The 20,169-nt window shown below is 46.3% G+C and carries 17 protein-coding genes and 1 pseudogene; 8 read left to right on the top strand and 10 right to left on the bottom strand.

Annotated elements, in window-relative coordinates; all coding sequences use genetic code 11:
• Window positions 1-3 precede the first annotated feature (3 nt).
• Genes aroE through mpl form a run of 5 tightly spaced genes read right to left on the bottom strand, consistent with a single transcriptional unit; the run spans window position 4 to window position 6,034 of the window.
• On the bottom strand, window positions 4-909 hold the full coding sequence (gene aroE, locus ICE93_RS00770; protein ID WP_216184523.1) for a shikimate dehydrogenase: 906 nt from the start codon (window positions 907-909) through the stop codon (window positions 4-6).
• 44 nt (window positions 910-953) lie between these two features.
• Complete coding sequence (locus tag ICE93_RS00775) at window positions 954-1,841, bottom strand: energy transducer TonB (protein WP_216184526.1); 888 nt, start codon at window positions 1,839-1,841, stop codon at window positions 954-956.
• The gene (locus tag ICE93_RS00780; RefSeq protein ID WP_216184529.1) at window positions 1,825-3,876 is read right to left on the bottom strand and encodes a ribonuclease catalytic domain-containing protein; all 2,052 of its coding nucleotides are present in this window, start codon (window positions 3,874-3,876) and stop codon (window positions 1,825-1,827) included. The genes ICE93_RS00775 and ICE93_RS00780 overlap by 17 nt, the downstream gene beginning before the upstream one ends.
• A 2-nt stretch (window positions 3,877-3,878) precedes the next feature.
• A complete protein-coding gene (fabG, locus tag ICE93_RS00785; protein ID WP_216184532.1) occupies window positions 3,879-4,613 on the bottom strand; it encodes a 3-oxoacyl-ACP reductase FabG in 735 nt (244 codons plus the stop codon).
• 20 nt (window positions 4,614-4,633) lie between these two features.
• On the bottom strand, window positions 4,634-6,034 hold the full coding sequence (gene mpl / locus ICE93_RS00790; RefSeq protein WP_216184535.1) for a UDP-N-acetylmuramate:L-alanyl-gamma-D-glutamyl-meso-diaminopimelate ligase: 1,401 nt from the start codon (window positions 6,032-6,034) through the stop codon (window positions 4,634-4,636).
• A 26-nt stretch (window positions 6,035-6,060) separates the two neighbouring features.
• On the opposite strand from mpl, the gene ICE93_RS00795 reads away from it, so the two are divergent.
• The 7 genes and pseudogenes from ICE93_RS00795 (at window position 6,061) to ICE93_RS00820 (ending at window position 11,763) form a co-directional block, all read left to right on the top strand.
• Window positions 6,061-6,588, top strand: coding sequence for a TlpA disulfide reductase family protein (locus ICE93_RS00795; protein ID WP_216184538.1), 528 nt, complete (start codon window positions 6,061-6,063; stop codon window positions 6,586-6,588).
• A gap of 250 nt (window positions 6,589-6,838) precedes the next feature.
• Window positions 6,839-7,288 (top strand): type II 3-dehydroquinate dehydratase, encoded by a 450-nt coding sequence (gene aroQ, locus ICE93_RS00800; RefSeq protein ID WP_216184541.1) that lies wholly within the window; start codon window positions 6,839-6,841, stop codon window positions 7,286-7,288.
• A 36-nt stretch (window positions 7,289-7,324) separates the two neighbouring features.
• Window positions 7,325-7,789 carry an acetyl-CoA carboxylase biotin carboxyl carrier protein gene (gene accB / locus ICE93_RS00805; protein ID WP_216184543.1) on the top strand — a complete coding sequence of 155 codons (465 nt, stop codon included), beginning with the start codon at window positions 7,325-7,327 and terminating at the stop codon, window positions 7,787-7,789.
• Between the two features lie 51 nt (window positions 7,790-7,840).
• Complete coding sequence (accC, locus tag ICE93_RS00810) at window positions 7,841-9,205, top strand: acetyl-CoA carboxylase biotin carboxylase subunit (protein ID WP_216184545.1); 1,365 nt, start codon at window positions 7,841-7,843, stop codon at window positions 9,203-9,205.
• Between the two features lie 16 nt (window positions 9,206-9,221).
• Window positions 9,222-10,142, top strand: a pseudogene (gene prmA / locus ICE93_RS11350) (50S ribosomal protein L11 methyltransferase); the annotation flags it as partial.
• 90 nt (window positions 10,143-10,232) lie between these two features.
• Window positions 10,233-10,751, top strand: a complete 519-nt coding sequence (locus tag ICE93_RS11355) for a DUF3426 domain-containing protein (RefSeq protein ID WP_255554668.1) — start codon at window positions 10,233-10,235, stop codon at window positions 10,749-10,751.
• A 52-nt stretch (window positions 10,752-10,803) separates the two neighbouring features.
• Window positions 10,804-11,763: a carbohydrate kinase family protein gene (locus tag ICE93_RS00820; protein WP_216184549.1), complete on the top strand. Its 960-nt coding sequence runs from the start codon at window positions 10,804-10,806 to the stop codon at window positions 11,761-11,763.
• Between the two features lie 214 nt (window positions 11,764-11,977).
• Here ICE93_RS00820 and ICE93_RS00825 read toward each other — a convergent pair whose 3' ends face one another.
• The 5 genes from ICE93_RS00825 to ICE93_RS00845 all read right to left on the bottom strand — a co-directional run bounded on the left by ICE93_RS00825 (window position 11,978) and on the right by ICE93_RS00845 (window position 18,754).
• The gene (locus ICE93_RS00825) at window positions 11,978-12,262 is read right to left on the bottom strand and encodes a histone H1-like repetitive region-containing protein (protein WP_304609340.1); all 285 of its coding nucleotides are present in this window, start codon (window positions 12,260-12,262) and stop codon (window positions 11,978-11,980) included.
• Window positions 12,263-12,594: 332 nt separating this feature from the next.
• Window positions 12,595-13,782 carry a ribonucleotide-diphosphate reductase subunit beta gene (locus tag ICE93_RS00830; protein WP_216184551.1) on the bottom strand — a complete coding sequence of 396 codons (1,188 nt, stop codon included), beginning with the start codon at window positions 13,780-13,782 and terminating at the stop codon, window positions 12,595-12,597.
• A gap of 44 nt (window positions 13,783-13,826) precedes the next feature.
• Complete coding sequence (locus tag ICE93_RS00835; protein ID WP_370624617.1) at window positions 13,827-16,751, bottom strand: ribonucleoside-diphosphate reductase subunit alpha; 2,925 nt, start codon at window positions 16,749-16,751, stop codon at window positions 13,827-13,829.
• A gap of 332 nt (window positions 16,752-17,083) precedes the next feature.
• Window positions 17,084-17,902, bottom strand: a complete 819-nt coding sequence (gene ampD, locus ICE93_RS00840; RefSeq protein WP_255554421.1) for a 1,6-anhydro-N-acetylmuramyl-L-alanine amidase AmpD — start codon at window positions 17,900-17,902, stop codon at window positions 17,084-17,086.
• A gap of 3 nt (window positions 17,903-17,905) precedes the next feature.
• Entirely contained in the window at window positions 17,906-18,754 is an 849-nt protein-coding gene (locus ICE93_RS00845; RefSeq protein WP_216184555.1) for an inner membrane protein YpjD, read from the bottom strand.
• A gap of 20 nt (window positions 18,755-18,774) precedes the next feature.
• On the opposite strand from ICE93_RS00845, the gene ffh reads away from it, so the two are divergent.
• Entirely contained in the window at window positions 18,775-20,157 is a 1,383-nt protein-coding gene (ffh, locus tag ICE93_RS00850; protein WP_216184557.1) for a signal recognition particle protein, read from the top strand.
• The last annotated feature ends 12 nt before the right edge of the window (window positions 20,158-20,169 follow it).

The raw sequence follows: 20,169 nt of genomic DNA on the forward strand, positions 1-20,169 counted from the left end.
AAATTAGCTACGTAGCCCTGCCAATACTGCGCGAGGATCAATTAAATTTACCAAGTGCGCACCACGCCATAGCAAAAATGCATCTGCCGCTTGCTCGACCAACATACCAAGGCCATCGCTCACCCTTGCTCCCCGTTGAAGAGCTTGCTGCATAAAAGCGGTGGTTTTGCTATAGACCATATCATAAGCAAAAGAGCTTGGCACAAAAATATTACTCACTGCCTGGGAACTCAAAGGCGATTCATCCGTCAGACCAGCAGCCGTGGCATTGATAACCAAATCAAATGGGTGCTGTGTTTTTGTAGGATCATCAAGATCACTTAAAGTCCGAGACTCCAGCGCCACCTCTTTGGAGGCTGCTAGATCAGCAAAGAGTTTGACCAATTCATCGGCTTTAGCACTAGAGCGATTGGCGATGATGAGCGCTTTTGGAGCTTGCTCCAACAAAGGACCAATCACGCCGCGCGCTGCTCCACCAGCGCCAATTAACAAAATACGAGCACTATGTAGTGCAATACCTTGCGCCAAAAGATCCCGCACGAGACCGGCGCCATCGGTATTATCACCAAAAATTTTGCCCTCTGTTTTCCACAAAGTATTAACGGCGCCCGCCAATTGGGCGCGAGGTGTTAATACATCAGCCAGATTTTGTGCGTCCAACTTAAAAGGCACTGTGACATTCATACCTTTGCCACCTGCAGCAAAAAACGCTTTCGCTGCTTGCGCAAAAGCATCCACATCAGGCTGAAGACGACCATAGTACATAGTCTGCTTTGCTTGCTCTGCAAAATGTTGATGAATTACCGGAGATTTACTGTGGGCAATCGGATTACCAGCCACGGCATAAACATCAACGCCAGCAAAGAGGTTTGGGTCTGTATGCAAAGGGGTGGCATTCGGTGAGCTCATAATGACTACAGAATAAGCGAATTTATAAAGTTAGTTAACTTACATTAATGGCGTAGTTCTAGGCGATCTATGCCATCGCGTGTGAACTCAAAAGTAGAGATCCAATCCAACACATCAATTTGATTGCGCATTTCCGAAGGGAAGGGGCCAAAGGGAGCTGAAGCTCTAACGATGGCAAGGGCCTGACGATCCAACTCAGGGTTGCCGGAACTACGACCAATAGAAAGCCCATCTTTACCTTGAGCGTTCGTAGTTATTCTTCCTTGGTTATCTACACTCACCACAATCACTAAGCTGCCATACAAGGGGCGCCCATTTGCTCTTGGGAAAAATGCGCTGCCATAAGCCTCAATTTTTTGGCGCATGGCATCGTAATAGTGCGCAAAGCTCACTGCTTTTGTATTGGCGCCAGTCAGCACCTTACGCCTTGGCTCTCTACCATCAGACTGGAGCTGCCTTGCTAATTCAGCTTCTAAAGAATTAAGTTGAGGAGTAATTTTTTGTTCATCACCACTTTTACGACCACCAGAGCGATTGCGCTGCTCATCTAGCTTTGCAAGCATCTGCTTTTGTTGCTTCTCTAAAACCTCAAGTCTTGCTTCTGCCCCTAATCTAGCGCGATGCAGTGCTGTAGCGTCTTGATTTTCTGTTTTGCCGCCACCGTGTAAATCGGCTTGAGCCAATTTGCTCGCTTTTTGTGGGGGTGTTTTATTACTGGCATTAACCAATACCACGCTCAGGGGAGTATTAAGTCGGCGACTCTGAATTTCCCCCACGCCCCAGCGAAAAGATAAGAACACAAGATGAATCAGAATGGAGACACATAATGCGAAGCGAAATGGGTAATGACTCCATGCGCGATGCAGATAATGCAAGGCCTTACCGAGTCTCTCAGGGCGCGGAATCTCAAGAGATTTAAGCTGGGCTAGCATCTTCTTTAGATTTGTCTGATGGCTCTGGATCTAGCTCCGACCCCTCGGCTTGGTCGGCTGATTCATTTTCAGGGGCATCCAACTTTGCTTCAATTTCTAGTACTCGGACGCCTGCGCTAAGTTGCAATAAATCCACATCGGCAATCACTACTACTGCACGTGTCATGCGGGGATGTGTAGCTAACTCAGGAATCGGCAAGTGCAGTGGGACTAACTCGACGCGGGACATCCCCTCCTTCAAATGGCGGACATTTACAGTCTTTGATTCACCATCTTGCGCGATCCAACGTAAGCACCAATATTTTTCTAGACGGTCCTGGAACTCTCCATACGCTTGATAGCAGGACTCGAAGTCAGCAGCAATGCCCATCAGCGTAGCATCGCGCGGCGGAAACGGTGCAACCATTTTGGCTGTCACACCATGCTTTGCAAGCGCAATCAATTGCCATTGATTGACTAAATCGGAATACCGACGTAAGGGAGAGGTGCACCAAGCGTAATAGTCCAAGCCCAAACCTTCATGAGGTCCTGGGGTAGTTTGCATGCGAGTACGCAATGGACCCCAGCCCTTCTGAGTTCTGAACAATCCTGGCAGACCATGATCCGCAAGAAGCTGTCCGGATGCGCTGTTACAGAAAATCATCCACTCAGCAACAATGGTGTCCAAAATAGAACCGCGTTGACGTGGCAAGATATCAACGCGCTGCACACCATCTATTTCTTGTATCTGGAAGTGAAAATCTCTTGCCAGAGCATTGGGATCAACAAGCCCCAGTTGCTCGGCACGCAGACCATTTGCTACGCGCTTTTCTTGGCGACCTGCATGAAGATGTTTAGCCGCTTGCCATAAGATGGCTAATTCTTTGCGATAAGGATAACTTGCGCTTTCATCAACCAAGCTTTTCTCACTCACTAGATGCTCAATATCTTCCAAGCGTAAATTGGCTGCCATAGGCACCATCTCTGCGCGCATCTGTAAAGTAGCTCGATTGACGACACCTTGCGAATCAATATCCACATAAATTGATAAGGCAGGCCTTGGCAGGCCTTCATCCAAGGAGAATTGCTCAATGACCGAATCAGGCAGCATCGTAATTTTGTCGCCAGGGAAGTACGCCGTAGACATGCGAATACGCGCAACTTGATCCAAGGGATCATCTTTTGCAATAGCTAAACCTGGAGCAGCAATATGAATACCTATTCGATGCCCACCATCAATTGACGTGACTGATAACGCATCATCGATCTCGGTAGTACCGTAATCATCGATAGAGAATGCCTGTACTTGGGCGACTGGAAGCTCAGCAATAGCAGATGCATATGCTGCTTGATCAACCCCAACGGCTGGGTTGTGAGCCGCACCATTCGGAAAATGCGCCTTCAGAAACAGCCCCTGGTGATAAGCCAAAGGTGAATCAATTGCGCCACAACGAATCATCAACTGCGCCGGAGATTCACCGGTCTCGGTGCAAGCAGCAATTAACGCTTTGTACGCAGAAGTATTTTTATCGGGAGAAAAAAGTAATTGCTTGGCTGAAGATTTGAGGGTTTCAGGGAAAGTGCCGCCAACTAACTCTTGCTGCCAACCTGATTGCTGCTCAAGCTCTTTTTGCTTACGCTCTAAAGCTGCTAAGCCTGCCTGCAATTGCTCAAGTGGTGCCCTCTGAAAGCGGCCACGCCCTTTACGACGAAAGAAAACAGGGGCTCCCTGCAATGCAATTGCTAGTGCGATTTGCTGCGGAACAGTCGCTTGAGAACCAAAGTACTCTTGAGCAACATCCACCAAACCAAATTCTTCATCTGGTGCGCAATCCCAAAGCAACTGCAAATCAATATCGGCAGTTAGAGTTCCAGCCTCATCTATAGCGGCCTGCGCTTCTGGCTTTTCAAAGCGCAACCAAACCTCTTTGGCTTTGAGCTTGATCTTTTTCCCAGAAAGACTGGTTGCCTGCCATGACTCCGCATCCCCAGAACCTGATGCAGACTGTACTGTGGCGATCTTGATGTCGCCACCTTCTTCATATAAAAGGTTCATGCTTAGAGGGAGATCCCGCCGCTGGCCTCTAATGCCACTCCATTGACATAGCTCGCTTCATCACTAGCTAAGAACAAGTAAACGTTCGCCATTTCAGTGGGAGTACCTAAGCGGCCAAGCCAGCTGCGCTTTTCAATATCTTGCAAAATATTTTCTGGCATAGCTTTGACCATTTCTGTTGCAATGAAACCTGGGCATACTGCATTTACTCGAACTCCCTTAGGACCGAGCTCGCGCGCCCATGTTTTGGTAAAGCCAATAACGCCAAATTTTGTAGCCGAGTAATTAGTTTGGCCAAAATTACCGTATAGACCCACAACGCTAGATGCATTGACTACCGCACCGGAGCCTGCCTCGAGCATATGCGGAACAATCAACTGGGTGCAATTAAATACACCCTTCAAGTTGACATCAATCACCGTATCAAACTGAGCTTCGGTCATCTTAATCAAGCGCGCATCTTGAGTAATGCCAGCGTTATTAATCAAGATATCAATTCGTCCATGCTTTTGCATCACCTGATCAACCACGGACTGAATGCTGGCGCGATCAGTCACATTCATGGTATAGCCTTCGGCATTCAGGACTTGTGCAGCAGCGCTGTTAACAGCCTCTTGGTTGATATCAGTAATGATGACCTTGGCGCCTTCTTGCGCAAAACGCTGGGCAGTAGCAAAACCAATACCCTTAGCGGCACCGGTGATGATGGTTACTTTGTCTTTTAATCTATCGCCCATTTTTTGCTTTCTATATTTTGTTACTTTGCCGAAATGGCTTTTAATAGTTTTTGATGCACGCCACCAAACCCACCATTACTCATAACCAAAATATGATCGCCTGGCTTAGCTTCATGTATAACAGCTTTGACTAAAGCTTCAAGATCATCGAAAGCCCGTGCTTTACCCTGCTCTTTTGTGTTAAGTGGAGATAAAACCTCAGCCAAGTCCCAACCCAACGACTCTTTTCCTGAGTTTGCACCATAAGCAAATACTTTATCGACTACCTCAAGACTTCCAGGAAGCTGAGCCTTCATCACACCAAGCTTCATTGTGTTTGAACGTGGTTCCAGTACAGCCAAGATGCGCGCTTTACCAACGCGACGACGTAAACCATCAACGGTTGTGGTGATTGCAGTTGGGTGATGCGCAAAGTCGTCGTAGACCGTAATGTCATTTGCAACGCCAATGGTTTCTAAACGACGCTTTACATTCTTGAACTCTGCCAACGCACGCGCAGAATCTGCAGGAAAAATACCAATGTGATTGGCAGAAGCAATTGCCGCGAGAGCATTTAGTTGATTGTGTCGACCCATGACGCCTGAATCAGTTGCCCACTTTACAGTTGCCACTTCTTTGCCAGCTTTGCGCACAATAAAACCGTCATTCTCTTGTGAGATTAAAGACCATTCATTTGTAAGTTCTTGGCCAAAGCGCTCTACAGGAGCCCACGCACCACGCGCAATGACACTTGCTAAAGCAGGTTCTTCGCCATTTACCACCAATAAACCATCGCCCGGAACCGTACGGACCAGATGATGAAACTGGGTTTCAATTGCAGCAAGATCCGCAAAGATGTCTGCGTGATCAAATTCCAAATTATTTAATAAAGCAGTGCGTGGTCGGTAGTGAACGAACTTACTTCGCTTATCGAAAAATGCAGTGTCGTATTCATCTGCTTCAATCACAAAATATTTACTCTCACCTAAGCGCGCAGATACCGTGAAGTTCAAAGGCACCCCACCAATCAGGTACCCAGGTTTATAACCATTGAATTCCAAAATCCAAGTCAACATGGCTGAAGTGGTTGTCTTGCCATGTGTGCCGGCAACCGCTAGAACATGTCTTCCGTATAAAACTTGTTCACCCAACCATTGCGGACCAGAAATATAGGGCAAACCTTTATTGAGAATTGCCTCCATTAAAGGGTTGCCGCGAGAAACCACATTGCCAATTACAAATAAATCAGGCATGGTCTCAAACTGAGATAATTGATCGGGTGAAAATCCCTCAATCAGTTCGATGCCTTGAGCTTCAAGCTGCGTACTCATTGGTGGATACACGTTAGCATCGCAACCAGTAACGCGGTGTCCAGCTTGTCTGGCGATTGCAGCAATGCCGCCCATGAAAGTACCGCAAATGCCCAAGATATGTATATGCATTTACGAATTTTAGCGAAGGAGCTGTAATGAACCGCAAACAATGGATCATCATCGTCGTAATTAGTCTTTTGGCACTAGTTTCAGGAGTTCTTACTTCGCAATGGATTTACAAAACTGGTTTAGCTAGCGACCTTGCCGTAAAAGCGTTTCTTGAAAACCCCTGGCAAACTCCAGATGGAAAAGCAGCCAATACCCAAGCATGGCAAGAAAAAGTCCTGGTTGTGAACTTTTGGGCCTCCTGGTGCCCCCCTTGCGTTGAAGAAATGCCTACTTTAGATAAATTGCAACAAGAGTTTTTAAAGCAAAATGTCTTATTTGTCGGCATCGGCATTGATTCACCCTCTAATATTCGTGAATTTCTTGAAAAAACCCCGGTTAGCTATCCGATCATGATTGGTGGATTGCAGGGCAGCAATCTTTCTAAGCAATTGGGAAATGCCCAGGGCGCCCTCCCCTACACCATCATCATTAATGCCAAAGGGAAATCTAGCTATAGCAAATTGGGCAAGATAAGCGAAGATGAGCTAAGAAATGCTATTAAATCTGCTTTATAGAGATTTTTATTGAGTTTTAATGCAAAAACATTAAATTTATTCCGCCTCAATTTCAGGCAATAAAAACAATATTTTTCAGTATTTGCACTTAAAAGTTTCGAAAATTCCTATTTTTAGGGCAACTTTTTGGCCTTGTAGTGACCTTATAAAGGTATACTTTCCCACATAAGCAATAGAGCATGAAGTTGTATGTATGGCTTAAAGTCCAAATCGTCAATTAACGATTAACTGCCTCTAAAAATAGGGATCTATGTCGAAAAAAGCTTCAATTCTCGTAATTCAAGGCCCAAACCTAAATCTATTGGGCAGTCGTGAACCCGACATTTACGGCAAAACAACCCTAGAAGACATTCATCAAAAGCTAGGTGAGCTAGCTAAAGAGCAATCTGTTGATCTAAATACCTTTCAAAGCAATCATGAAGGCGAGTTAATCGACCGGATTCAGAAGGCCAAACAAGATGGGGTTGATTTCATCATCATCAACCCAGGTGCCTTCACACATACCAGCGTTGCCCTACGCGATGTATTGGCTGGTGTAGCCATTCCATTTACTGAAGTCCATTTATCAAATATTCACCAGCGTGAAGAATTCCGCAAACACTCCTACCTATCTGATATTGCGACTGGAGTTATTTGTGGACTTGGCGCCATTGGCTATGAATTAGCACTGCAAGCAGCAATTACACGCTTAAAGAAGTAAATCTATTTAAAGAATCACAAGAGAGGAAGCACTCACATGGATTTGAGAAAACTAAAAACCTTGATCGACTTAGTCTCTGAGTCAGGTATTTCAGAGTTGGAAGTAAATGAAGGTGAAGATCGCGTTCGCATCGTAAACGCAGGATCTCCAGCTCCAGCTGGCCAGGTGGTTTACGCCAATCCAGCGCCCGTACAAGCCATCCAAGCTGCGCCAACTGCCAGCGCACCTGCTCCAGCAGCAGCTGTTGAGACACCTGCTGCTGAAACTGGTTTTGTTGCGAAGTCTCCAATGGTTGGCACTTTCTACCGCGCGCCAAATCCTGAATCACCAAACTTCGTCAATATTGGCGATACCGTCAAAGTAGGTCAAACTCTTTGCATCATTGAAGCGATGAAACTACTCAATGAGATCGAATCTGAAAAAGCAGGTGTGATTAAAGAAATCCTCTGTGAAAACGGTCAGGGTGTTGAGTTTGACCAGCCTCTTTTCATCATTGCCTAATAGATCCTCTTGGGTCTATTCCAATCCACCATTACTTAACTCAGAGCCGACATGTTCGATAAGATTCTGATTGCCAATCGGGGAGAGATTGCTCTCCGCATCCAACGCGCATGCCGCGAGTTGGGAATTAAAACTGTTGTGGTGTATTCCACCGCAGATAAAGAAGCAAAGTATGTGAGGCTTGCCGATGAAGCTGTATGCATTGGGCCGGCGCCATCTCCATTAAGCTACCTCAATATGCCCGCGATTATTTCTGCGGCAGAAGTAACTGACGCTGAAGCGATCCATCCTGGTTATGGATTTCTCTCTGAAAATGCCGACTTCGCAGAGCGTGTAGAAAAATCTGGTTTTGCATTTATCGGACCTACAGCAGCATCCATTCGCTTAATGGGTGACAAGGTTTCTGCTAAACGCGCCATGATTAAAGCAGGCGTGCCTTGCGTTCCTGGTTCTGAGGGTGCACTCCCCGATAATCCAAAAGAAATTCTTGCAACTGCTAAAAAGGTTGGTTATCCCGTCATCATTAAAGCCGCTGGTGGTGGTGGTGGTCGCGGTATGCGTGTTGTACACACTGAGGCCCACCTCATTAACGCTGTCAATATGACACGTGAAGAAGCTGGACGCGCTTTTGGCAATCCAGAAGTCTATATGGAGAAGTTTTTAGAGAAACCTCGTCACGTAGAGATTCAGGTTCTTGCTGATACTCATGGCAATGCCATTTGGTTGGGTGAGCGTGATTGCTCCATGCAGCGTCGCCACCAAAAAGTCATCGAAGAAGCTCCGGCTCCCGGCATCGATCGTCGCTTAATCGCCAAAATTGGTGAACGTTGCGCCGAAGCTTGTCGCAAGATTGGTTATCGCGGCGCTGGTACATTTGAATTCTTATACGAAAACGGTGAATTCTTCTTTATTGAGATGAACACCCGTGTTCAGGTAGAGCATCCAGTTACCGAAATGATCACTGGCGTGGATATTGTTCAAGAACAGATTCGCATTGCTGCTGGTCTCAAACTCAGCTACCGCCAGAAAGACATTGTTTTCCGCGGACACGCCATCGAGTGCCGCTTAAATGCCGAAGATCCATTCAAATTCACCCCAAGCCCAGGCAAAATTGGTTCATTCCATATGCCAGGTGGTCCCGGTATTCGCGTCGATTCACATGCATACAGTGGTTACGTAGTGCCATCCAACTACGACTCCATGATTGGTAAATTGATTTCTTACGGCAATACCCGCGAGCAAGCTATTCGCCGTATGCAAATTGCCCTCTCCGAAATGGTGATTGATGGCATCACGACCAATGTGCCACTCCATCGTGAATTAATGTTGGATCCCAACTTCATGGAAGGCGGAACCAGCATTCACTACTTGGAGCATCGCTTAGAAGAGCAAGCTGCAAGTCGCGGCAAATCCTAATTAATGCGAGCGTCCCATGTCTTATCGTGAACTGGTGTTCACGGTAGCAGCCGAAACCGCTGAACCTTTGGGTGACGCGCTTTTAGACTTGGGCGCCCTATCCGTTACCGTCGAAGATGATGCTGCCGGTGGATACGATGAAAATCCCCTCTATGGAGAACCAGGACTTTCACCAGAAGTACAAGCTTGGGATCGATCTGCAGTAACTGCTCTCTTTAATCCTGAGATTGACCCTTCTGGCAGCGCAGAATTTATCCCGGAGCTGCTTGCTTCCTTAAAAGAAGCGGGTTTTAACTTAGCGCCTCCCCAAGAAAAGACTGTTGAAGAGCAAGACTGGGTTCGGCTAACTCAAAGTCAATTTGCACCCATTCAAATTGGTGAACGCATTTGGGTAGTACCTTCATGGCACGATGCGCCAACCGATACAAGTGCGATTTGTCTAGCTGTTGACCCAGGGCTTGCCTTTGGCACAGGAAGTCATCCCACCACCCATTTATGTTTGCTTTGGCTAGAGCAACAAAAGAATCTTCAGAACCAGAGCCTTTTGGATTACGGTTGCGGCTCAGGAATCTTAGCTATTGCTGCAGCCAAGTTAGGTTGCAATCCTGTTATTGGTACCGATATCGACCCACAAGCCATGGTTGCAGCACGTAACAATGCAGCAATCAATAACACCACCATTCGTTTTGTTCTACCAAATGAAGGTGCAATTGAACTTGCTGCTGAAACCAAATACGACATCGTTATGGCCAACATTTTGGCCAACCCTCTGCAAGTGCTTGCTCCTGCGCTGGTAAATAAGATGAAATCAGGTGGACGCATTGTTTTATCGGGTGTACTTGCCCGCCAAGCTGAAGAGGTGATTGCTACTTACAGTCAATGGCTCACGCTTTCTGTCTGGAAAGAGAGTGAAGGTTGGGTTTGCTTGCATGGCACCCTCAATCAAGACAAGCAAAGTGCTACCAATACTACTTTTACTCCATCCGCTCAAAAAAAAAGTTTTAAATTAGTCCTATACGCTGGCTTATTGCTGCTCTTACTAGCTTTTGGAGAGCATCTCTCAAGAAATTCATTTCTTCCAGCGCTTGCGCCACGCGTTGATGGCACTTCAAATTCTTATTTAGTAAATTCATTTTCTGTTTTACAGCGTATAGATGCAAAACTTTGTCGCGTACTAGGATGCCTAGATCGCGCTGTAAGCGATTTTGCCGCCTGGAAAATAACTTCAGCCACACTTTCACCAGAAAACGTGCAAGAAGGCCTTAAAAACGTTACAAATCAATCTATGCTGCAAGTTGAGATACAAAATCGTCTTGCTATTGCAGTTTTACCGCCAAATTTAGAAATTACTTTGACTGATGCAGAAGAATCTGAAATCAAATCTCTGCAATTTACTCCGCAAGAATGGCTTCCCAAAACTTGGCAGGAGACTCATCCTGATTTTTTAAAAGAGGGAGTGCCTTCTGGCGAGGTTTTGCAAATTGAATTGCCTATTTCTTTGCCAGCAAATGCTGCAGGTTATCGCGTGCGGGTGCTGTACCCTTAAATCCATTCATCATCACACTTATCCCCTCATTTTTTATAAAAGAAAGTAATTTATGGCTAGCTTGATCTGTGGCTCTATTGCCTACGACACCATCATGAACTTTGAAGGCAAATTTGCCGATCAAATACTGCCCGAGCAGATTCATATTCTGAACGTAGCCTTCTTGGTTCCAACAATGCGTCGTGAATTCGGTGGTTGCGCAGGCAATATTGCCTATAACCTCAAGCTTTTGGGCGGCGACCCTATCATCATGGCTACTGTTGGCGGCGATGCATCGCCGTATATGAATCGCCTTAATCAACTCAAGATTGATGCGAGCCATATTCGCCAGATTGAAAATGCGTTTACCGCCCAAGCCATGATCACCACTGATCAGGCGAATAACCAAATTACCGCTTTCCACCCTGGCGCAATGGGCGAGTCACACCTAAATCAGGTTTCTGCAGTTGTTGCCGAGCGCAGTAAAAACGCCAAAGGCCCGGCAAAGTTAGGGATTGTCGCCCCCGATGGTCGTCAAGGTATGTGGGAGCACTGCCATCAATTGGCCGATGCCAATATTCCATTTATCTTTGATCCAGGCCAAGGCTTGCCGATGTTCAATGGTCCAGAGTTGCTTGAACTGGTCGATATCGCGAGCTACTTAGCCGTAAATGACTATGAAGGCGAAATGCTTTCGCAAAGAACAGGGTTGAGCTTGGCAAAAGTTGCTGAGCGAGTGAAGGCGCTGATTGTTACCAAAGGTGCTGAAGGGGCCGACATCTATGTTGATGGCAAATGCATCGCAATTCCGCCAGTACCAGCAGCAAAAGTGGTTGATCCAACTGGATGCGGTGATGCATTCCGCGGCGGCCTACTCTATGGATTAGAAAATGGCATGGACTGGGAGATCACTGGACGCCTGGCAAGCCTCATGGGATCAATCAAAATTACCCATCAAGGACCACAAAATCACCAATTAAGCAAAGATCAGATTGCCAGCCAATTTAAAGCTGCGTTTGGCTTTAGCTTCTAAGCAACCTTTGACTCAAGCTTGAGTCGTTCTGGTTGAAGAAATAAAAAAAGGGGTCTCGTGAGAGACCCCTTCTAGTAACACCCGTCTGATTAAGGACGTGTGCCAGTTGGGAAGGGCCAAGCAGCAGCAGGATTCAACGCACTAGTCGCTGGTGCAGCTTTCTTAGCCGCGGGCTTTTTTACAGCAGAGCCCACTTTCTTCGCAGCAGGCTTACTTACTTTTTTTTTGCTACGCGCTTTTTAGCAGCAGGCTTTTTAGCAGCAGCTTTTTTAGCAGCAGGGCGCTTCTTAGCTACTTTTTTAGCAGTAGGCTTTTTAGCAGCAGCTTTTTTAGCAGCAGGACGCTTCTTAGCTACTTTTTTAGCAGCAGGCTTTTTAGCAGCAGCTTTTTTAGCAGCAGGACGCTTCTTAGCTACTTTTTTAGCAGCTGGTTTCTTTGCAGCTACTTTTTTCTTAGCAGCTGGTTTCTTTGCAGCAGGTTTTTTCTTGGCAGTTGCCATAGTAATGCTCCTTCACGTGAGGATTAGTACAAACTACATTAAGAAGACCCGACCACTCATTTCCGCCTGGTTTTGCAACCTTTTGGATCTGACGAGCGAGCCATTCATCGGCGCGCGGCTTGATGCTAAGTGCTGCACGCTAATGAATCCTGGAAAAAAAGCCGCGGCCCCGAAGGACAACGGCTTCTTAAATGTGCTGGAAAAAATAGAGAGAATAGCCCAGGCACCCTTGAGCAAGGGTTTTCGGATTTGAGTCTGGTTTTGCTGACTTCTAAAACTATCCAACCGTCTAATCTCCTATTTAGCCAGTTGTGCGCTTTACTTCCGTCTCACTACTCCCAACTAAGCGCACCGCCGGTTTGATACTCAATAACGCGTGTCTCAAAAAAGTTTCGTTCTTTTTTCAGATCAATCATTTCTGACATCCATGGAAATGGATTCTCTTCATTTGGGAACATCGCGTCAAGTCCTATTTGCAAACATCTGCGATTACAAATGTATCTTAGGTACCCTTTGAACATCGGAGCATTCAATCCGAGCACTCCGCGAGGCATCGTATCTTCAGCATAACGGTACTCTAATTCGACCGCCTTTTCGAAGATCGATTTGATCTCGTCTTTGAACGCGGAAGTCCATAACTGCGGGTTCTCCAGCTTGATTTGGTTAATTAAATCGATACCAAAATTGCAGTGCATGGATTCATCGCGAAGGATGTATTGATACTGCTCAGCAGCACCCGTCATTTTGTTTTGACGGCCCATCGCAAGTATTTGCGTAAAACCAACATAAAAGAACAAACCTTCCATCACGCAAGCAAAAACAATGAGTGAACGGAGCAATGTTTGGTCAGCTTCAAGAGTCCCAGTCTTAAAATTTGGGTTGGTAAGCACATCAATATATGGAATCAAGAACTCATCTTTGGCGCGAATTGACTCAATTTCGTTGTACGCATTGAAGATTTCGGACTGATCTAAGCCTAAAGATTCCACAATATATTGGTAAGCATGGGTGTGAATCGCTTCCTCAAAAGCCTGGCGCAATAGGTATTGTCGGCACTCTGGGGCGGTAATGTGGCGATAAGTACCCAAAACAATATTGTTTGCGGCCAAAGAATCAGCCGTTGTGAAGAAACCAAGATTGCGTTTAATAATGCGGCGCTCATCTTCTGTTAGTCCATTTGGATCTTTCCAAAGCGCGATATCGCGATTCATATTGATCTCTTGTGGCATCCAGTGGTTTGCACAACCCGCCAAATACTTCTCCCAAGCCCATTTGTACTTAAATGGAACCAACTGATTTACGTCAGTCTTGGCATTAATGACGCGCTTGTCAGCGGCATTTACACGTAAAGACGCACCACCAGCTAAATTAGCTGCCGCTACTGGTGCAGGCGCAGCAGTTTGTGGTGCTGCTATTGCAACTTGATCTGGCTGTGGACGTTGTGGCTCCACTGCAACCGGCTGCGGCGCAAGACCAGCTTTTGCTAGTGCTGGAGCAACTTCCTCTTCCCAATTCAACATAACTCTCTCCTAATTCTTCTATTTATAGCCAATAAGCGAATGACTTATTGACATGCTTCACATTCTTCAAATCCTGCATCGCCTGGGCGCATTGTGCACACTGGGCCATCCGCCTCAATTCCACCAGCCGCACCTGAAGCAGCTGCATCGGTGCCATTGACACCGCCGCCACTAGAAACAGCATTCAACTGACCACTAGCAACGGTAGATTTCTCAACGTGAGTAGCGGCCATTGTGCGGAGATAGTAGGTTGTCTTCAAACCACGCAACCAAGCCAACTTATAGGTGTCATCCAATTTCTTGCCAGATGCGCCGGCCATGTAGATATTCAATGACTGCGCTTGGTCAATCCACTTTTGACGACGAGAAGCCGCTTCAACCAACCAGGTTGGCTCAACCTCAAAGGCTGTTGCGTATAAATCACGCAAATCTTGTGGAATGCGGTCGATCTTGGATAAAGTACCGTCAAAGTATTTCAAGTCAGCAATCATGACTTCATCCCAGAGGCCACGATCTTTCAAATCACGCACCAAATACTCGTTTACCACCGTAAATTCGCCGGAAAGGTTAGATTTCACGAACAAGTTCTGGAATGTTGGCTCGATACATGCAGAAACGCCAATAATGTTGGAAATCGTTGCCGTTGGCGCAATAGCTACGCAGTTTGAATTGCGCATACCGTGTTGCTTGATACGCGCACGCAAACCACTCCAGTCCATAGTGGAGGAGTTGTCTACTTCTACATAACCGCCGCGCTCAGCTGCTAGCATCGCTACCGAATCCTGCGGGAGAATACCGCGATCCCACAATGAACCTTTGTATGTGCTGTAAACGCCGCGCTCTTCAGCCAACTCATTGGATGCTTGATAAGCGTAGTAGCAAACTGCTTCCATAGAAGAATCTGCAAACTTTACTGCCTCATCACTTGCGTAAGGAATACGCTGCATATGTAAGCAATCCTGGAAGCCCATAATGCCCATACCAACCGGACGATGCTTCAAGTTGGAGTTGCGAGCTTTAGCTACTGCGTAGTAGTTGATATCAATCACGTTGTCTAACATACGCATTGCAGTGCGAACTGTTCTTTGAAGCTTCTCGTGATCCAAAATCATCTTGCCGTTGGCATCAGTTGTCATGTGAGCGGTTAAGTTCACAGAACCCAAGTTACAAACTGCAATTTCGCTCTCATTAGTATTAAGTGTGATCTCAGTACAGAGGTTAGATGAGTGAACTACGCCAATGTGCTGCTGTGGGCTACGGATGTTGCAAGGATCTTTAAATGTGATCCATGGGTGGCCAGTTTCAAACAACATGCCGAGCATCTTGCGCCACAATTGCTGCGCTGGAATGCGGCGGAATGGCTTCAACTCACCACGATCAGCCTTTTGCTCATAAGCAACATAAGCTTCTTCAAAAGCTTTACCAAACTTGTCATGCAAATCAGGCGTATTGGATGGGGAGAACAAAGTCCAATCGCCGCCTTCCATAACGCGCTTCATAAACAAGTCAGGAATCCAGTTGGAAGTATTCATGTCATGGGTACGACGACGATCGTCACCTGTGTTCTTACGCAACTCCAAGAACTCTTCGATATCTAAGTGCCATGTTTCCAAGTAGGCGCAAACCGCACCCTTACGCTTACCACCTTGGTTAACAGCTACGGCAGTGTCATTCACCACTTTCAAGAATGGCACAACACCTTGTGATTTACCGTTAGTACCTTTGATATGGCTTCCCAACGCACGAACGTTAGTCCAGTCGTTACCCAAGCCGCCGGCATACTTAGACAACAAAGCATTTTCTTTTAATGCTTCGTAGATGCCATCAAGGTCATCATCTACAGTGGTCAAGTAGCAGCTAGAGAGCTGTGGACGTGTTGTAGCTGAATTGAACAATGTTGGTGTGCTGGACATGAAATCAAATGTAGAAAGGATTTCATAGAACTCAATTGCACGACGCTCGCGATCCAACTCATTCAGAGCCAAGCCCATTGCAACGCGCATGAAGAACGCCTGTGGCATCTCAATTCGACGGTCTTCAATGTGCAAGAAATAACGGTCATACAAAGTCTGCAAACCGAGATAGTTAAATTGCAAATCACGACTTGCATTCAAGGCTGCGGCTAGGCGTGGCAAATCAAACTCACGCATGCGTGGGTCTAACAATTCAGCAGAAATACCTTCGTTGATGTACTTGGCAAAATAGGTGCTGTACTCAGCCTGCATGTCACCTTGCAATACTTCTTTGCCCAAGATTTCTTTACGAATCACGTGCATCAAAATGCGTGCAGTTACTTGGCTGTATGCGGGATCTTTTTCAATCAGCGTGCGGGATGCCAAGATCGCAGAGTCATAGACCTGAGCCATTGGTACGCCGTCATACAAATTCTTAATGGTTTCAGTGATGATTGGGGTTGCATCAATATGCGTGCCCAGTCCTTCACAAGCAGCCTCAATTACCGTGCGCAAAGCAGCCATATCAAGCCACTTCTCAACACCGTTATCCGTCACTTTGATGCCAGACTCACCAGCCTGATTCGCGGATTGTGCTTCTTGTGAAATTTCTTGTTGAGCAGCACGTTCTTGGTTACGCTTCTCACGATAAAGAACATAGGCACGAGCAACGTTGTGCTCACCACTACGCATCAAAGCCAACTCAACCTGGTCTTGAATATCTTCAATGTGGAAAGTGCCACCGTTTGGACGGCTACGCAATAATGCGCGCACAACAGAATGCGTCAATTGCTCAACCTGCTCACGTACGCGTGCAGATGCAGCACCTTGACCACCATTAACCGCTAAAAATGCTTTGGTTACTGCAATGGCAATTTTCGATGGTTCAAATGCAACAACGGAACCGTTGCGGCGAATGATTTTGTAATCAGACAATTGCGTTGCCTGAGTGCCACCAACACCACCAGCCACAAAGCCGGCGGAAGGGGCTTGATTCATTGCCCCTGCAGGAGTCATTCCTGGGTTGTTAACACCAGAGGATTGGTCTGCTGTCTGTGGATTAGCGTATGTCATGTTGCTCCTGCGTCTATATATAGAGTTATTTGGACAAAATATCGTTAAAAAACAATGGGGTATTGCTGGATTCAAACACTACATCTAGTGTCTTGAAGTGCATTAGGCACTAAGTATAGGGAAATATTTAGTATTTGGTAAGCTATTTATGACAAATATTTACTAGTATTTTTACTAACTTTTCTAGTTATTTTTGGCTCATTTTGGTGCGGATTTTTTAGCCCTTTTTAGACAAAGGCTGCAAAAGTAAGCGGACGCTCACATACAAAAATACCTTATCGAGAATCCAAACCGAAGGGCAGTTTTTTGGCAGAAATTCCTGTCTCTTTTTGGAACTTTTTCCAATCAAAATGTCTTCCAGGATCTGTTTTACGCTCAGGGGCGATATCGCTGTGTCCAGCAAATTGCAAACAAGGGTATGAGCTTGTCAATTTTTGAATGAGGTTTGTTAAGGTCTGGTATTGAGCGGCCTCAAATGGTGTATCGCCATCACCCTCTAGCTCAATCCCAATCGAAAAGTCATTGCACTTTTCTCTACCAAGAAATGCAGAAACTCCAGCATGCCAAGCTTTCTTGCGAGTAGATACGAACTGCACCAACGATCCGGAGCGTGTAATCAAAAAATGACTTGATACTTTTTGATCGGCAATTTCCCCAAAATAAGGGTGCTGATTTGGGTCTAGCTTGTTTTGAAAAAAATCTACGATATATGCGCTGGAATCCTGCTTTCTAAATTCGCCAGGTGGCAGACTAATGTGATGAATTACCGCAAGATCTGGTTGAATATTTTCAGGCCTACTATCTTGGTTAGGTGAAATGCGCCAATATGCATTACCAATCCAGCCGTCAGAATCGAGGGCATGCAGATGCTCTTTCGAGCAGTAGAAACGATCGTCATAAGCAATTGCTTCTGGTTGCGGAAGATGCACTTTGCAATATTGACACTGCACCATGACCTCGGGATCGGCAGCCTTCTTAGGCTTATCTTTACTGGGTTCTGGCGGATTTTCAGCATTGAGCTTAGCCTGCTTTTTACCTTTAATCCAAAGATATACAAGGCCAGCGCCTACAATTAATAAAAGCCACTTAAACAAGAATTACGCTCTTTGCAAAATAACTTCAAGCACAAAACGGCTGCCTACATAAGCAAGTAGTAATGCTGTGTAAGCACTTAATACCCAACGAATTGCAGCTCTACCGCGCAAACCTACTCGCCAGCGAGCCAAAAGCAATCCCGCAAACAAAACCCACGAGACCAAAGCAAATATCGTTTTGTGATCAAACACCAACGGCTTACCAAACAGAGTTTGAGAAAAGAGCAAACCGGAGAAGACCGTCAAGCTTAGCAATGCAAAACCAACGTAGAGTAGGTTGAATAGGAGACTTTCCATCGTCATTAATGGCGGAAGATCTTCCAACCAATGCGCGAAACGACTATTTGGAATAATAGCCAACTGACGATGCAAGGCACGATCTTGCACGCTCATGAGCATGGCGTGCATAGCAGCCAAACTCAACAAGCCCACCGCAACCGTCGCCACAACAAAATGACCTTTGAACCAGGGGTCTGAAACTGCCTTAGGCGAAATTAAGACTCCGGGAAATAGATTGGGAAGGAATGCACAAATAAGCGCAAACATTAAAGCCATCCAACGCAGACTGGAGATGGGCAAAAACCAAGATTGGAACCAATAAAAGGCTAGGCCAACCCATGCAATTAAGGATAAATCTTGCGCAAAACCAAATACAAAGCCCTCAGGAGTGAAGACAGAGTCGTGAAGCTGTACCCCGTGAATCACCAAAATTACAAAAATAGCGGCCTGCACCATGGCTATTGAGAACCTAGACTCCACGCCGCTCTTGGCTTTGAAGCTTAAAACCAGCAAAAGCGCCAAATAAAGTGCAGAAGGAAGCCATCCGTAACTTGAGTAACCTAAAATATCCATCTGGAAAGTCTAATCGATAAATGCTAGAAAACCTCACCGACCGCCTATCTCGCGTTGTTAAAACAATGCGGGGCCAAGCCCGCCTTACTGAAGCCAATACCGCAGAAATGCTGCGGGAAATCCGTTTAGCCCTATTGGAGGCTGACGTAGCACTTCCAGTGGTGAAGTCTTTGCTTGAGCAAATTAAATTTAAAGCCCTTGGCGAGGAAGTGGTTGGAAGCTTAAGTCCAGGGCAAGCCCTTGTTGGCGTAGTTCAGCGTGAGCTATCCCAAGTGATGATGGGCGACACCAATCAAAGTGGTGAACTCAATTTAGCAACTCAGCCACCTGCAGTGATCTTGATGGCTGGTTTACAAGGTGCGGGTAAAACTACTTCTGTTGGCAAACTAGCAAAATGGTTGCAAGAGAAAAAGAAAAAGAAGGTGCTCACGGTTTCTTGCGACGTATATCGCCCAGCTGCGATTGAGCAATTAGAAACAGTCACTAAGCAAGTTGGCGCTGAATTTTTCCCAAGCGATGTTAGTCAAAAACCCAATGACATTGCGCTAGCTGCCCTTGATTGGGCTCGTCGCCACTACTTTGATGTTGTCTTAGTCGATACCGCAGGTCGTCTTGGTATTGATGAAGCGCTCATGCAAGAAATCAAAACCTTGCATGCCAGCCTCAACCCAATTGAAACCTTATTCGTAGTCGATGCGATGCTCGGCCAAGATGCCGTGAATACCGCTAAAGCTTTCCACGAAGCGCTGCCACTAACTGGCGTGGTTCTGACTAAGTTAGACGGTGACTCCCGTGGTGGTGCAGCCCTCTCAGTTCGCCAAGTCACTGGTGTACCACTTAAATTTATCGGCGTCGCCGAAAAGATGGATGGTCTAGAAGCGTTTGATGCCGAGCGCATGGCAAACCGCATCCTGGGAATGGGAGATATCCTTGCCTTGGTTGAGCAAGCTCAGCAGCATGTCGATGTTGCTAAAGCCGAAAAATTAGCCAACAAGATTTCTAAAGGCGGATTTGATCTTGAGGATTTCCGCGATCAACTCATGCAGATGCAAAAGATGGGTGGCATGGCTAGCCTGATGGATAAGTTGCCAAGTCAAATAGCACATGCGGCTTCCAAAACTAATTTAAGTAATGCCGATAAACAGACCACGCGCATGCGTGGAATTATTGACAGCATGACGCCTCAAGAGCGCAGAAAACCCGAATTACTCAAAGCCAGTCGCAAGCGTCGAATTGCAGCGGGCTCTGGCGTGGAAGTGCAAGAAGTCAATCGCCTGCTCGCACAGTTCGAGCAAATGCAAACCATGATGAAGCAATTCAAGGGCGGAAAAATGGCGCGCACCATGGCCACCATGGCTGCAAAAGGAGCCGCCAAGGGTATTGGCGGACTCTTTAAGAAATAACTAAATATAAAA

The organism is Polynucleobacter sp. MWH-HuK1 (genome assembly GCF_018881815.1).
Taxonomy (GTDB): domain Bacteria; phylum Pseudomonadota; class Gammaproteobacteria; order Burkholderiales; family Burkholderiaceae; genus Polynucleobacter.

Coding starts and splice junctions, on each gene's coding strand:
- accC (WP_216184545.1), top strand. CDS start 7,841: ATGTTCGATAAGATTCTGATTGCCAATCGGGGAGAGATTGCTCTCCGC.
- accB (WP_216184543.1), top strand. CDS start 7,325: ATGGATTTGAGAAAACTAAAAACCTTGATCGACTTAGTCTCTGAGTCA.
- ICE93_RS00845 (WP_216184555.1), bottom strand. CDS start 18,754: ATGGATATTTTAGGTTACTCAAGTTACGGATGGCTTCCTTCTGCACTT.
- aroQ (WP_216184541.1), top strand. CDS start 6,839: ATGTCGAAAAAAGCTTCAATTCTCGTAATTCAAGGCCCAAACCTAAAT.
- ICE93_RS00820 (WP_216184549.1), top strand. CDS start 10,804: ATGGCTAGCTTGATCTGTGGCTCTATTGCCTACGACACCATCATGAAC.
- aroE (WP_216184523.1), bottom strand. CDS start 909: ATGAGCTCACCGAATGCCACCCCTTTGCATACAGACCCAAACCTCTTT.
- ICE93_RS00825 (WP_304609340.1), bottom strand. CDS start 12,262: ATGGCAACTGCCAAGAAAAAACCTGCTGCAAAGAAACCAGCTGCTAAG.
- ffh (WP_216184557.1), top strand. CDS start 18,775: ATGCTAGAAAACCTCACCGACCGCCTATCTCGCGTTGTTAAAACAATG.
- mpl (WP_216184535.1), bottom strand. CDS start 6,034: ATGCATATACATATCTTGGGCATTTGCGGTACTTTCATGGGCGGCATT.
- ICE93_RS00830 (WP_216184551.1), bottom strand. CDS start 13,782: ATGTTGAATTGGGAAGAGGAAGTTGCTCCAGCACTAGCAAAAGCTGGT.
- ICE93_RS00835 (WP_370624617.1), bottom strand. CDS start 16,751: ATGACTCCTGCAGGGGCAATGAATCAAGCCCCTTCCGCCGGCTTTGTG.
- fabG (WP_216184532.1), bottom strand. CDS start 4,613: ATGGGCGATAGATTAAAAGACAAAGTAACCATCATCACCGGTGCCGCT.
- ICE93_RS00775 (WP_216184526.1), bottom strand. CDS start 1,841: ATGCTAGCCCAGCTTAAATCTCTTGAGATTCCGCGCCCTGAGAGACTC.
- ICE93_RS00780 (WP_216184529.1), bottom strand. CDS start 3,876: ATGAACCTTTTATATGAAGAAGGTGGCGACATCAAGATCGCCACAGTA.
- ICE93_RS00795 (WP_216184538.1), top strand. CDS start 6,061: ATGAACCGCAAACAATGGATCATCATCGTCGTAATTAGTCTTTTGGCA.